The organism is Streptomyces sp. NPDC033165, from assembly GCF_055577965.1.
In genome coordinates this window covers 51,954-65,185 of record NZ_JBVIPK010000016.1, presented here as the reverse complement: position 1 = coordinate 65,185, position 13,232 = coordinate 51,954, and the positions used below count along the sequence as shown (strand labels likewise).

10 protein-coding genes are annotated in these 13,232 nt (G+C 73.3%); 2 read left to right on the top strand and 8 right to left on the bottom strand.

Features of this window, described 5'->3' with window-relative positions; genetic code table 11:
• Positions 1-2: 2 nt before the first annotated feature.
• The 6 genes from ACZ5WC_RS28860 to pgfA form a co-directional block, all read right to left on the bottom strand.
• Positions 3-728 (bottom strand): class I SAM-dependent methyltransferase, encoded by a 726-nt coding sequence (locus ACZ5WC_RS28860; RefSeq protein ID WP_468543562.1) that lies wholly within the window; start codon positions 726-728, stop codon positions 3-5.
• Positions 725-2,053, bottom strand: coding sequence for a condensation protein (locus ACZ5WC_RS28855; RefSeq protein ID WP_468543561.1), 1,329 nt, complete (start codon positions 2,051-2,053; stop codon positions 725-727). The genes ACZ5WC_RS28860 and ACZ5WC_RS28855 overlap by 4 nt, the downstream gene beginning before the upstream one ends.
• Positions 2,053-6,339 (bottom strand): alpha-(1->3)-arabinofuranosyltransferase domain-containing protein, encoded by a 4,287-nt coding sequence (locus tag ACZ5WC_RS28850; protein ID WP_468543560.1) that lies wholly within the window; start codon positions 6,337-6,339, stop codon positions 2,053-2,055. Before ACZ5WC_RS28850 ends, ACZ5WC_RS28855 begins: the two co-directional genes overlap by 1 nt.
• Complete coding sequence (locus ACZ5WC_RS28845; RefSeq protein WP_311118520.1) at positions 6,336-7,055, bottom strand: class I SAM-dependent methyltransferase; 720 nt, start codon at positions 7,053-7,055, stop codon at positions 6,336-6,338. Before ACZ5WC_RS28845 ends, ACZ5WC_RS28850 begins: the two co-directional genes overlap by 4 nt.
• Positions 7,052-8,221 carry a glycosyltransferase family 4 protein gene (locus ACZ5WC_RS28840; RefSeq protein WP_468543559.1) on the bottom strand — a complete coding sequence of 390 codons (1,170 nt, stop codon included), beginning with the start codon at positions 8,219-8,221 and terminating at the stop codon, positions 7,052-7,054. The genes ACZ5WC_RS28845 and ACZ5WC_RS28840 overlap by 4 nt, the downstream gene beginning before the upstream one ends.
• A gap of 244 nt (positions 8,222-8,465) precedes the next feature.
• Positions 8,466-9,449 (bottom strand): cell envelope lipid trafficking protein PgfA, encoded by a 984-nt coding sequence (gene pgfA, locus ACZ5WC_RS28835; protein ID WP_468543558.1) that lies wholly within the window; start codon positions 9,447-9,449, stop codon positions 8,466-8,468.
• Positions 9,450-9,632: 183 nt separating this feature from the next.
• Here pgfA and ACZ5WC_RS28830 point away from each other — a divergent pair, with 183 nt between their 5' ends.
• Both ACZ5WC_RS28830 and ACZ5WC_RS28825 read left to right on the top strand, forming a co-directional pair.
• Positions 9,633-9,785 (top strand): hypothetical protein, encoded by a 153-nt coding sequence (locus tag ACZ5WC_RS28830; protein ID WP_468543557.1) that lies wholly within the window; start codon positions 9,633-9,635, stop codon positions 9,783-9,785.
• Positions 9,782-10,987 carry a PucR-like N-terminal domain-containing protein gene (locus ACZ5WC_RS28825; protein WP_468543556.1) on the top strand — a complete coding sequence of 402 codons (1,206 nt, stop codon included), beginning with the start codon at positions 9,782-9,784 and terminating at the stop codon, positions 10,985-10,987. Before ACZ5WC_RS28830 ends, ACZ5WC_RS28825 begins: the two co-directional genes overlap by 4 nt.
• Before the next feature lie 69 nt (positions 10,988-11,056).
• Here the strand turns inward: ACZ5WC_RS28825 and ACZ5WC_RS28820 are convergent, their stop codons facing one another.
• Entirely contained in the window at positions 11,057-11,842 is a 786-nt protein-coding gene (locus tag ACZ5WC_RS28820; RefSeq protein WP_468543555.1) for a 3-oxoacyl-ACP reductase, read from the bottom strand.
• Positions 11,843-11,847: 5 nt separating this feature from the next.
• Positions 11,848-13,230, bottom strand: a complete 1,383-nt coding sequence (locus ACZ5WC_RS28815; protein ID WP_468543554.1) for an aldehyde dehydrogenase family protein — start codon at positions 13,228-13,230, stop codon at positions 11,848-11,850.
• Positions 13,231-13,232: the final 2 nt, after the last annotated feature.

Below are 13,232 nucleotides of genomic sequence, written 5' to 3'. Positions count from 1 at the left end.
CGCTACCCGCGCCGCGCGTGGGCCAGCAGGATGGAGGCCGCCCCGGGCACCGAACACGCCGCCCGGTCCAGCAGCCGCAGCGCACGCGGCACCCCGTGGAAGGGCGCACCGGTGATCCGTACGTCCTCGAAACCGGACGCCGTCAGGAACGAGCGCAGGGCGCGGGCGGTGTACAGCCGCAGATGGCCGACCACCTCGGAGCCCGGGCGGCCGTGGATCCCGCGCAGGCTGACCTCCGAGAACACCGGCTGCACCCCGGCCAGCAGCAGCGCCCGGTTGTACCAGGCGGCCAGGTTCGGGGTGGACAGCATCAGATGGCCGCCGGGCCGCAGCACCCGCCGCAGCTCGTCCATCGCCTGGTCCGGGTCGACCAGATGCTCCAGGATCTCGCTGAACAGCACGGCGTCCGCGCACCCGTCGGCCAGTGGCAGCCCGCCGTGCTCCAGTTCGCCGCGGACCACGAGGCCCATCCGGGGCCTGGCCCTGCGCAGCGCGTCCTGCGACCAGTCGACGCCGATCAGCCGGTGCCCGGCGAGGATCGGGGCCGCCGTGGCCGCCGCCGTACCGTCGCCGCACCCCACGTCGACGATCACCTGCCCCGGCGCGTCCAGGGCGTTGGCCAGCAGGCGTGCCTGCCGTCTGCTGCGCCCGTCGCCCGAGGCGACGGGGACGGCCGGGTTCTCGTAGAAGTCCCGCAGCCCGGGCGGGGGAGGAGCGGTGCTGGTCATTCGGCCTCCGAGGACGTCGCGGCCAGATGGCGGGTGAACAGGTCCAGCAGCCGTATGCCGTCCTCGTCGCCCAGCAAAGTGCGCGACCAGCGCAGTGCCAGATGCAGCCGGCCGCCCGTGGACGCCGTCGTGAAGGTCAGCCCCCGGGGCATCCGGGCGGGAGCCGAGAACCAGACGGCCGTCGCCCGGCCCGCGTCACCGAAGTCCAACGGGTACGGAATCCGGCCGATGTTGCTCAGCAGCGTCGTCGAGGTCCACGGGCCGGCCACCACCCGCAGCCCCCGGGTGAGGGCGGCACGGGTCGCGACGGGCAGCAGCGGTGCGGTCAACAGGGACGCGGCCCGGCCCAGTTGGGGGCGCGGCCGCGCCTTGAGCGCCCGGGTCCGCTCGGCCGTCGTCCGCAGCAGAGCCGCAACGTCCGCCCCGGGCGCCACCTCGGACGCGCTGAAGGGGACCTCCACCAGCCGGGTGCCGTTCCCGATCGGCATCTCGGGGCCCCGGCTGCGGTCGTCGACCGGCATGGTGATCCGCAGCGGCCGCCGGTCGGCCCCCGGCGCGCCCTGCGCCCGGTTCCAGTCGGCGACCGTCAGGGCGGTGGCCACCATCAGCTGGTCGTTCACCGTGTAGGGCGCGCCCGACTCTCTTCGCGGCACCGGGAGTTCGGCCAGGAGCTGCGCGTTGCCCGGCACCGGTGCGGGGCCCGGCGAGCCCGGCGCCACCTGGGCGGGCCGGGTCGGCAGCGGGGCCCGGGATTGCCGGGGCGGCGGCGCGGACGGCGGGCGGGCCGGGGCGGGCGGCGGCGGTGTGGGACACGCGCCGTAGATCTCCGCGGCCGTCCCCGCCAGCCGCAGGCACGCCGGGCCGTCGAGGGCGGTGTGGTGCACGGTGAACAGCAGCACACAGCCCTCCCGGTCCGGCTCCCGGACCACGTCGAGCCGCAGCGGCGGCGAGGCCGTCAGCGCCGGGGCCCGCTCCAGCGCCCCGGCCCGCGCCCGCTCCAGTGCCCCGGGAGCGCACGGCGGGAAGGAGACCGGGTCCGTGTCAGGCCCCTCGGTCAGCTCCCACTCGTAACGCCGGGCGAACGGGCCCCGGGGCCGCTCCCGCATCAGCGCCCGGGGGTGCCGGGCGAGCGAGGCGGCGAACGCGGAGCGCAGCCGCTCCTCGTCGACCAGGCCCGGCAGCCGGATCTCGATGAGCACCGTGCTCGGCTCGGCGTCCTGCGCGCAGTGCCGGGCCACCTCGTCGACGACCGGGAACGGCACCCGGGCGAGCCTCCCGGGCGGCTGCCCGCCGCCCGGGGCCCGCTGGTGCTGCGTGGCCGCCATCAGGTGTCGCCTCCCTTCGCCGGGTGCTTGCCGTCGGCGGACAGCGTCCGGCCCGAGGGCGGTGCGGGCTGCGCCGGAAGCTGGAGGGTCCGCCCGTCCCCGGCGGCCGGGACCGGCTCATCCCCGCCCCGGCCGACCCGGACCGCCCGCCTGCCGACCGGCTCCCGGCCCACCGTGACCAGTGCGGCGAACAACCCGATCACGGCGAGGAGTTGAGCGGTGGCGCCGAACGCGCCCTCACCCATCGCCGTACTCTCCCCGGTGCCCACCGCCGCGACGACCCCCGCGGCGGCCATCGCCGTGAACGCGACCGGAACGATCAGCCTCGGCCGGAAGTGCGCGAGCACGGCGAGAAGCGGAACAGCCACGGCGAGGGGACCCGCGATCACCACCCCCACCAGGGTGAGGGCGACCGTGCCCAGGACCAGCCCCGGCCCCGGCGGGACCGGCTGCTCCTCGGCCTCGTACGGTCCGGAGCGCCGGCGCGGTACGAAAGCGAGCGCCACGAGCGCCAGGAACAGCACGCCCGCACCGATCAGGCCCGCCCGGTAGATCTTGGCCGGTTCGTACTCCAGGGTGACCGTGCCGCCCTCGCCCCCGGGCACCAGCCAGGCCTGCTGCCAGCCGTCGATCCGCAGCGGCGTCAGCTCCTTGCCGTCCAGGGTGGCCTTCCAGCCCTTGTTGTGGTTCTCGTGGATCTGGAGGTACGAGGCCTCGCCCGCACCGACGGAGACCGTGCGCCGGTCGCCTTCGCCCTGCTCGACGTCCACCGTCCGCGGTGCCGCCGCCGCGGCCTCGGTGGACCCGTTGCTCAGGGTGACGTCGGTGATGGCCAGCGGGCCCGCGTCGCCCGCCTGGACCGTGGTGGACGAGGCGGCCAGCTCCACCTTGCTGTCCTCGGTGCACAGCGAGACCTGGATGGGCCGGCGCTGGGTCAGATCCCGCACCCGCCCCTCGGCCCGGGTCTCCAGATACGTACCGCCGACGGAGAGGACCGGCCCCCTGCCGCACGGCAGGCTGAACTCCTGGTCCGGCTTCGGCTGCGGCGAACGGAACTCCTCCAGCGCCGGGATGTAGACCTCGCTCAGCCCGACCGGCAGCTGCAACTGGCTGCCGGCCACCGGGTTGTGCACGGTCAGCGGCGCCTGGCGCGAGATGGTGATATCCATCCGGTCGGTGTTGATGGGTGAGAAGCGGGCCATCCCGTTCTCGTCCACCGAGGCCACCGCCGTACCGTCCGGCGAACTGATCTGCACCTGCTCGGGCCGGGTGGACAGCCCCCCGGCCGCCGCGAAGACGATCTCGCCGACCGGCCTCTTCTCCGGCCAGGTCAGATGCAGTACGGGGCGTTCGCCCGCGATCCACGCCGTGGTCAGATCACCGTCGGTCAGGTTGCGGGGGCTGAGGTTCGTGCCGAGCCGGGCCGTGGAGTCGGCACTCACCTCGATCTTGTCCCGCTCCCCGGTCAGCTCGAACAGCAGCTTGTCGAGCGCCTCGCCGGGCACCGGCAGCGCGCTCGCCGCGACCGTGTACTCGCCCGCCTCCCGGGCGGTGAACTGCCGGCTCAGCCCGACCTCGGCGGCCACGGACGACAGACCGCCCGGGTCGCTGCCCCGCCGCAGCGAGAACATCGTCGATTCCGCACCCTCGCGCGGCGCGTCGTTCGGCAGCTCCAGCATCCGGGTCACCTGCACGCCGGGGATGGCGATGTCGGTGAACCCGGCGCCGCTGAGTCCGGGGCGCCCCTGCTGGGACTCCAGGATCGTCACCTTCAGCCAGGACGCCTCCCCGGCGGGAGCGGCCACCGGCTGAGCCGAACCGTCCGGCCGCAGCGGGCTGTCCTTGAAGCCCCGGTCGGTCTGCACCCGGATCACGGTCGCCGCGGCCCGCATGTTCCCGCTGGGCAGCGGAGTCACCTGGAGCGAGCTCGGCAGCTCCGTCGGGGTGGCGAAGTCGACCCGCACCCACTCGCCCTCGGGAGAGCCGGGGGACCCCTCCGCCCAGCCGGTCTCCGGATTGCCGTCGAACGCGTTGACCGGGTCGTACTGCGGCAGATGGAACAGCCAGTTGCCCACCGACGACGCACTGACCGACTTCGCGCCCCGGATCACGGCCGTCGTCTGGTGCTTCGCCCCGGACGTCGGCAGGATCTGCCGCGGTTCGCGACCCGGATCCTGCACCGCGTCCACGGCGTTGCGCTCATCGGCGGTGTACGTGTAGGAGGTGTTGGAGTTGACCAGACCGAACCGGGTGTCGGCGCGGCGCAGCCCGTCGCCCGCCGCGTACAACGACGGCCGTCCCAGACCCGGGTGTGCGTCACCGGCCAGCACGGTCGGCCGCCCGTCCAGCGCACCGGTCGCCGACAGCGGCAGCAGCGACTCGGGACCGCCGCTCACCACGGCCGTCGAGGCGACCGGGGTCGCTTCCGCCCGTCCCGGACGCTCGGTCCCGGCGGGCGGCCGGTAGATCTCCACCGCCTGCTGCCGCGGATACAGGCCCTCGACCTGCACGGGGGTGTCCGCCGCGATCCGGCCGCCGGTCATCACCGGCCCGTAGCCCTTCACCCGCTGGTAGCCGGACGCCTCCAGGGTGCGTTTCACCGTAGTGGTGGGGACGTACCCCAACTGGTCCGGGTCCAGGTCGTTGCGGACCACCACGTAGTGCAGCCCGGCCCGGTTCAGGTACGCGCTGAGCCCGGGAACCTCGCCCCCCGAGGTCAGCGCCTGCTCGACGGCGTCCATCGCCCGCCGGTTGCCCGGCGTGCCGAAGGGGACGTAATCCCGCTGTGCATAGGGCGAGTTGGCCAGCACGTCCAGCGGCTGGTCGATGGGGGAGCCCCAGGTGTAGATGCCGTGCGCGGTCGCCGGGACGACCAGGGCGCGGTCATGGGGCGAATGGTCCTTGAGCCAACCACCGGTCTTCTCCCAGTAGTCGGGCAGCTCCTTGAACGAACCCGGTTGCAGGATCGAGCCGTTGACGTACGGCCAGGCCAGACCGGGCAGCACGATCACGGCGGCGACCACCGGTGCGAGGCGGCGCATCCGGGCCGGGTCGCGGTCCCGGCGGGCGGCCGCCAGAGCGGCGACGGCGGTGATGTGCGCCAGGCCCAGGGCCAGCGCCAGCGCCAGACCCGTCTGGAACTTGTAGATGTTCCGGAACGGCACCAGCCAGGTGTCCAGCCAGTCCTGCACGGTTGCGTGGAACAGCCCGCCCAGCGCACCGCCGTACCCGGCGAGCGTGACGAGCGCGACGGACAGGACGGTCAGCACCAGCCAGCGGCGCTCGGGCAGATCCCGCCGGGCAAGACCCGCGAGTCCCAGGGCGGCGGCGAGGGCCGAGCACAGGACGGTGAGGGTCGCGGTCGCGACGGTCCACCCGGCCGGGAGCCAGGCCTCGCCGAAGTTCAGATAGCCCACCCAGTTGCCGGCGCCGCGCAGCGCTTCGGTCGCCGACATGGTGGTCGTGGTGGTGTACGAGGACTCCACGTACGGCATGAAGTTCTCGCCGAAGGTCCCCAGCAGCAGCAGCGGAACGATCCACCAGGCGGTCGCCAGGACCACGCCCGGTATCCACCAGGCGAGCAGTGCGCGCTTGCGCGGTCCGGGGGGCCGGGACAGCAGATACAGCCCGACCGGCAGCAGCGAGGCCAGCGTGGAGGCGGCGTTGACCCCGCCCATCAGCGGGATCAGCAGCGCGGACCGGGCCGCCGCGATCCTCGGCGCAAGGCGCGGGTCCGTCAGCGGCAGCAGCACCCACGGCAGCAGCGCGCCCGGCAGCGCGGCCGCGGACGTCGAACCCACGACGATGGTGTACGTCGGCCACAGCGCGTAGACGACGGCGCCCAGCAGCCGGGTGGCCGAGGAGCCCACCCGCAGCCGCTCCGCCAGCCGCAGCGCACCCCAGAAGGCGGTCGCCACGATCAGCGACAGCCACAGCCGCTCCGCGAGCCAGGTGGGCACCTTCAGCAGGTCCGCGGCCCCGTAGTACGGCAGCATCGGGACGAGATAGCCGATGTACTGGTCGGCGATCCCGCCGAACCCGGCCCGGCTGTGCCACAGCTCGCCCAGGTCACCGAGGAACCGGCGGGGCGCCGTGACGACGCCGAGCTTCGTGTCGAACGTCATCCGCCCGGGCGACACCGCCAGGAACGCTAGGAGGACGACGGCCCAGAACCCCAGGAGCCAGCGCCGCGACCGCGGCTGCGGCAGGCCGTCAGCGGGGACGGAGGGCTCGGGACCCGGGCCGTCCGGGGCAGCGGGCCGGGGTGGGTGGACAGCGCTGGTCATGAACACCGCCGGAGGATGAGGAGGAGGTTCCAGGTGGCGAATTCCCGCAGTACGGGGATCCGCGGCACGAGCTGGGGAAGGACGGGCCAGTAGCGCGAGCGCGCGGAGACGACGGACACATCGGTACGGGCCCGGACATGGCGCAGCGTCTCGCCGACGCCGATCCGGAAGAGGTTCTCGCCGAGCCGGTGCTTGGCGGGGGAGCCGGTGCGCCGCTCGTAGCGGCCACGGGCGCGCTCGGCTCCGAGATAGTGCCAGGGCGCCCACTCATGGCCGCCCCAGGGGGAGAGCCAGTTGGTGAACGACACGTAGATCAGCCCGCCGGGACGTGTCACCCGCGCCATCTCGCTGAGGAAGGTGTGCGGATCGGCGACGTGCTCCAGCACATTGGAGGAGAAGCAGACGTCGGCCGCGCCGTCGGCGAGCGGCAGCAGATAGCCGTCGGCGACGACGGTGTCCGCGCGCTGCCCCGGGCCGAGCTCCGAGGCGTCCGGCTCGAAGAGATAGCCGTGCGCACCGCGCCGCCGGAACTCCCGGGTGAAGTAGCCGTCGCCGCCGCCGATGTCCACGACGACCTTGCCCCGGAGCGGACCGTGCCGCTCCACCTGGTCCGCCGCATCGCGGGCCAGCAGGGTGTACGCCGTCGCCGGGTCGCCCTGTTCCCGCAGGAAGGCGCGGAACAGGGCGGCCGAGCGCCGGAAGGAAGGGTCTTTCACGCGCTCGCACCGATCGCCGGGGCGTTCGCGCCGCTGGTCGCCTCGGCGGCGACCGCCATGAACTGGCGCACGCTGGAGGTCCACCGGAACGCGGCCGCGCGTTCCCGGGCCGCCTTACCCATCGCCTCGCGCCGCTCGTCGTCCAGCGCCAGCGCGCACCAGGCCGCGGCGAAGGAGGACGCCCCCCGGGCCAGGATGCCGGTGACCCCGTCCTCCACGGAGTCGCGCAGCCCCGGCACGTCGAAGCCCAGCGTCGGGGTGGAGCGCGCACCGGCCTCCGTGACGACCAGCCCCCACCCCTCCACGGCCGCCGGATGCAGCAGCATCCACGCGGCGCAGAGCAGCCGGTGCTTCTCGGCCTCGGTGACATGGCCGGCGAACTCCACACCCGGTCCGGCCAGCCGTTCCAGCCGGGCGCGCTCGGGGCCGTCGCCCACGATGACGAGACGGCCGCCGGTGACCGGCCGGACCCGCTCCCACAGCTGGAGCAGCAGGTCGATGCGCTTGTAGTCGACGAGTCGGCCCAGCGCCAGGAAGAGCGGGGTCCCGGACCGGTCGCTCTGCGGGCTCGGTTCCTCGACACCGTTGTGCACCACCCGTATCCGCCGGTCGGGCACGCCCAGCTCGCGCAGGGCGCCCGCCGTGGACGGGGACACGGCGATCATCAGGTGATCGCGGTAGGCGCGGGACAGCGCCCAGTGCTCCAGCCGCCGCCCGGCACGGGCCACCGGCGTGGGGAAACGCATGTCCCACAGCTCGGTGTGCACATGGTTGACGAGGCACACGGTGGGCCCGCGATGCCACAGGGGGGCCAGATACGGCATGCCGTTGCAGACCTCGACCAGCAGATCGCAGTCGCCGACCTGCCGGGCGAACGCGGAACGCGCACCGAGGTAGTGCCCCAGCGTGCTGCCCGCCGAGACGACCCGGTAGGGCCTGCGGGGGGCCTGACCGCCGCACAGGAGCGTCACGTCATGGCCCTCCTCGGTGAGGCCCAGGGCAAGCCGGTCGATCAGCAGCTCGGAGCCGCCGGCGGCCGGATTGCCCAGGTCGCGGTGGGCGAGGAACACGATGCGTCTCGGAGCGGCCGGGACCCTGGAGGGCGCCGGGCCCTGACCCTGGCGCGTGGCTGCGTCGAGCAGTGGGGGAGGTACGTGCTGGGGCATGGGCGCTCCAACTCGGCTCTGGGTGCGGGGACTCGGGGATGAGCGGTACGAGGGGGGAGGGGAACCGCGGAAAGGACGGGGAGAAGCGGGAGGGGCGAACCAGAAAGGGCGGGGAAGAAGGGGTGGTGAACGCGAACGACGGAACGGAAGGGCGAGACCGGGGGGCCGTGCTCTGGTGGGGATAGACAGTTTTCGGCACGGGTTACCGACCGGCTACTCACCGGCGCAACAACTTGCGAGTAACTCAGGTGTGCATACTCGTCATCATGTGAGTGCTCGGGGCTTCCGGCTCCGTCCGCCGCCCCCGCACGACGAGGACGACCCCCGCCGCCGTGAGTACGCCCCCGAGCCCGGCCGCCCCGATCGGCACGGTCTCACCGAGCATCGCCAGCCGGTCGCTGTCCGCCGAGGCAAGCGCGACCTGCTTCTTCTGGGTCCCCTCGGTGAACTCCACCCGCTTGCTCTCCAGCAGCACCACGGCGTCCCTCTTCGAGCCCGGTGCGCGCAGCGTCTTCCTCGGCCCGATCGCCGCGTTGATGATGCGGCCGGTGCGCCGGTCCACGACCAGCTCGATGCCGCTGTTCGAATACCACTCCTCGGCCAGCACCTGGGGCGTCTTCTTCCGGCCCACGAGCACGCCGGGCACCTGGCGCACCCCGGTCCTGGTGGGCTCGACCCGGCCCTTGAAGAGGTAGCCCGAATAGCCCTGGACCTCCTGCTCACCCGCGTAGGAGAGCCGCACGACCCCGCCGAGCGTGCTGTCCCACCAGCGGTAGGCGCGCTTCTCGACGTCGAAGGGAAACTTCAGGTACGCCTCCCCGTCGAATGTCGGGGACTCCTCGCAGCAGTGCACCGGCTCGTTCGTCGTCCGGTCGGTCACCCAGCGTTCCAGCGTCCACTGGAGGGCGTCGCGGGGATCGGCGGCGGGCAGTGTCCCGTCGTGGTCCACGGAGGTGGACACGTCCCAGACGGCGTTGCCGCTCTTCTCGCTGTCGGCCACGTCCCCGCGCACCTGCCGGGTGATCGTGATCGTCTCGCCGTCGACCGTCTCCACCTCGCCGGTGTCGAAGAAGCTGCCGGTCCCGGTGAAGACGGTGGTGGTGTCGATGTCGATGGGGGTGCGCTTGGCCTGCGGCTGGACGTACCAGACGAGCAGCGGAGCGAGCACGAGAAGGAAGACCCCCGCCCCCAGCAGGACGAGCGAGAGGGGTGAAGTATTGCGGCGCATCCGGGCACTCCTGGGTCGAATCTCTTCGCGGAGGTGCACGGGCCCCGGGCCGGTCAGCCCTTGATTGGCGTGAACGGTAGGCAAGGCCTTGACGGATGTCAATGACCTGTCGACACTGTGTGCCAGCCGGAGGGGCCCGGCTCACGGGGTGGGGATTGCCTCCAGCAAGGAGCTGACCCGACTATGCGCAGACTCATCGCCGCTCTTGTCACCGTCCTGGCGGCCGCGACGCTCGCCGTAGGTGCGGCGGTCGGTGTCGTGGCACTGCTCGACGCCACCCCCGACCAGCCCAATACACCGCTGATCAGCTACGACACCGCACCGGCCGCCCCATGACGCGCACGGCCTGGCAGGAGGTGCCCCGGCCGAAACTGGACCGGTTCGCCGCCATCGCCCTGTCCGAGGCCCCGGAACTCGCCCAGACGATCCTGCACGCGATCCGCAGGGACTACCCCTATCTCCACCTGGTCGAGGACGAGTCCGGGGAGCCCCTGGCCCTGGTCGGCATCCGCCGCGCCATCGAGGGCTTCGTCCACAACCTCACCTCCGGCGCCCACCCCCGGGTGCCGCCGGAGATGTTCCAGGAGTTCGGGCGGGGCGAAGGGCTTGAGGGCCGCAGCCTCGACTCGCTCCAGGCCATCTACCGCCTCGGTGTGAGGCTCACCTGGCGCAGGTTCGCCGAGATCGGACAGCAGATCGACATCGCCGCACCCGCCATGTACGAGCTCGCCGAATCGGGATTCGAGTATCTGGACGGACTCGTGGAACAGTCGGTACGGGGCTACGCCGAGGCGGCGGCCCGGCGCGCCAGCGAACGCCTCCGCCTCCAGCGCCAGCTGATCGAGATGCTGCTCATGGAGCACCGGGCCGAATCGACCCGGACCCTGGCCGAGCGGGCCGCCCGGATCGGCTGGGAGCTTCCCGAGACGATCGCGGTGGGCGTCCTCATCCGCCCCGCCCGGGAAGCGGTGGCCCCGGCGGTCGGCCAGGGCATCCTGCTGGAGATGGAGAGCGAGCAGCCGCGCATCGTCATCCCGGACCCGGACACGGCGGGCCGCGCGGAGACCCTGCGACGGGCCACGGCCGGCTGGTCCGGGGCGATCGGACCGCCGGTCCCGCTGGCGTCCGCGGCGACGTCGTTGCGCTGGGCGGAGACGGCGGTCCAGCTGATCAAGAAGGACCTGCTGCCGCAGGGCGAGGTGCTGTACTGCACCGAGCGGACGGAGGAACTGGTGCTGCTGCCCGCCCAGGAGCTGACCGACGCGTCCGCCCGCCGCTGCCTCGCCCCGCTGGACGGCCTCAGCCCGACCCAGACCCGGCGCCTGGCCGAGACCCTGCTCGCCTGGATCGAGACCCCCGGCGGCGCACCCGAGGTGGCCACCCGGCTCGGCATCCACCCCCAGACGGCCCGCTACCGGCTCCGGCAGATCCGTGAGCTGTGGGGCGACGCGATCGACGAACCGGACCAGCGCTTCGAGATGCTCCTCGTGCTCCGCTCCCGGCGGCTGCGCGGCGACCTGGCGCCCGTCCAGGGCTGAGGCCGCGACCGCCGCGGCCCCCGCGTCCGGGACCGCGGCGGTCCCGGACGCGGGGGCTCGGACCTGGGCTCAGACCGGGGTGACGTACGCCCCGGCGATCCCCCCGTCGACCAGGAAGTCCGTGGCGTTCACGAACGAGGAGTCGTCGCTCGCCAGGAAGGCGACAGCGGCGGCGATCTCGGTCGGCTCGGCGAACCGGCCCACCGGGATGTGCACAAGACGCCGCGCGGCCCGCTCCGGGTCCTTGGCGAACAGCTCCTGGAGCAGCGGGGTGTTGACCGGCCCCGGGCAGAGCGCGTTGACGCGGATGCCGTCGCGCGCGAACTGCACCCCCAGCTCGCGCGACATCGCCAGCACCCCGCCCTTGGACGCGGTGTACGAGATCTGCGAGGTGGCCGCGCCCATCCGGGCCACGAACGAGGCCGTGTTGATGATGGAACCCCTGCCCTGGGTCCGCATGTAGGGGATGGCCGCCTTGCAGCAGAGGTAGACGGACGTCAGGTTGACCTCCTGCACCCGCCGCCAGGCCTCAAGGCCGGTCTCCAGGATCGAGTCGTCCTCCGGCGGGGAGATCCCCGCGTTGTTGAACGCGATGTCCACCGAGCCGTAGGTGTCGAACGCCGCCTTGAACAGGGCGTCCACCTGCTCGGCGTCGGTGACGTCCGTACGGACGAAGAGCCCGGCGGCCTCCTCGGCGGCGGCCTTGCCCCGCTCCTCGTCCACATCGGCGCAGACCACATGGGCGCCCTCGGCGGCCAGTCGCCGCACGGTGGCCAGTCCGATGCCGCTGCCGGCTCCGGTCACGACGGCGGTGCGGCCGACCAGGCGGCGGCAGACAGAAGACGTGTCGGTCATGGTGCTCAGGCCTCCGTGCTGATGAAGACGTTCTTGGTTTCGGTGAAGGCGGCCAGGGCGTCGGGGCCGAGCTCACGGCCCAGACCCGACTGCTTGAAACCGCCGAAGGGGGTCGAATAGCGCACGCTGGAATGCGAGTTGACGGACAGGTTGCCCGCCCGCAGAGCCTGGCCGACGCGGAGCGCGCGGCCGATGTCCCGGGTCCAGACCGAGCCCGCCAGCCCGTAGTCGGTGGCGTTGGCGAGGCGCACGGCGTCCTGTTCGTCCTCGAACGGCAGGACCACCGCGACCGGCCCGAAGACCTCCTCGACGGCCACCGGCGCATCGGGCGAGACCCCGGCGAGGACGGTCGGCGGATACCAGAACCCGGGCCCCTCGGGCGCCTTGCCGAGGAAGGCCCGTACGCCGTCGGCGCCCCGGCCGCCGTCGACGAACCCCGCCACCCGGTCCCGCTGGAGGGCCGAGATCAGCGGGCCCATCCGGGTCCTCTCGTCGGCCGGGTCGCCCACCACGACGGCGGCCATGGCGGGGACGAGCAGGTCGAGGAAGCGGTCGTACACGGACCGCTCGACCAGGATGCGGGTGCGGGCACAGCAGTCCTGGCCCGCGTTGTCCAGGAAGGACATGGGGGCGGCGGCCGCCGCGGCCGCCACGTCGGCGTCCGCGAAGACGACGTTGGGACTCTTGCCGCCCAGCTCCAGGGTGAGCCGCTTCACGCGCTCGGCGCACCGGGTCATGATGTGCTTCCCGGTCCGGGTGGAGCCGGTGAAGACGATCTTCGCGACGCCGGGGTGCTCGACCAGGGCGCTCCCGGCCACCGGCCCCTCGCCGGGCAGCACCTGGAAGAGACCCTCGGGAAGGCCTGCCTCCAGGGCGAGTTCGGCCAGCCGGAGAGCGGTGAGCGGGGTGGTCTCGGCGGGCTTGAGGAGGACGGCGTTGCCCGCGGCGAGCGCCGGGGCCAGACCCCAGGCGGCGATCGGCATCGGGAAGTTCCACGGGGCGATGACGCCGACGACGCCCAGCGGCTCCAGGACCGTGAAGTCGATGCCGCCCGCCACCGGGATCTGCCGGCCGAGCAGCCGCTCCGCCCCGCCCGCGCTGTAGTCGAGGAGATCGCGGACGTTGCCCGCCTCCCAGCGGGCGTTGCCGATGGTGTGGCCCGCCTCGCGGACCTCCAACCGGGCCAGTTCCTCGATGTGTTCGTCGACGACGGCGGCGAAGCGGCGCAGCAGCCGGGCCCGGTCGGCGGGCGCGGCGGCCGCCCAGGGGCGCTGGGCAGCGGCGGCGCGGGTGACGGCCGCGTCCACGTCGGCGGCGGAGGCGGCGGGGACGGTGGCGATGACCTCGGCGGTCGCCGGGTTGAGGACATCCAGGGTGGGCTGGGACACGT

Excerpts from the sequence above, each read along its gene's own strand:
- ACZ5WC_RS28825 (WP_468543556.1), top strand. The coding sequence starts at position 9,782 with ATGACGCGCACGGCCTGGCAGGAGGTGCCCCGGCCGAAACTGGACCGG.
- ACZ5WC_RS28855 (WP_468543561.1), bottom strand. The coding sequence starts at position 2,053 with ATGGCGGCCACGCAGCACCAGCGGGCCCCGGGCGGCGGGCAGCCGCCC.
- pgfA (WP_468543558.1), bottom strand. The coding sequence starts at position 9,449 with ATGCGCCGCAATACTTCACCCCTCTCGCTCGTCCTGCTGGGGGCGGGG.
- ACZ5WC_RS28840 (WP_468543559.1), bottom strand. The coding sequence starts at position 8,221 with ATGCCCCAGCACGTACCTCCCCCACTGCTCGACGCAGCCACGCGCCAG.
- ACZ5WC_RS28860 (WP_468543562.1), bottom strand. The coding sequence starts at position 728 with ATGACCAGCACCGCTCCTCCCCCGCCCGGGCTGCGGGACTTCTACGAG.
- ACZ5WC_RS28830 (WP_468543557.1), top strand. The coding sequence starts at position 9,633 with ATGCGCAGACTCATCGCCGCTCTTGTCACCGTCCTGGCGGCCGCGACG.
- ACZ5WC_RS28820 (WP_468543555.1), bottom strand. The coding sequence starts at position 11,842 with ATGACCGACACGTCTTCTGTCTGCCGCCGCCTGGTCGGCCGCACCGCC.
- ACZ5WC_RS28850 (WP_468543560.1), bottom strand. The coding sequence starts at position 6,339 with ATGACCAGCGCTGTCCACCCACCCCGGCCCGCTGCCCCGGACGGCCCG.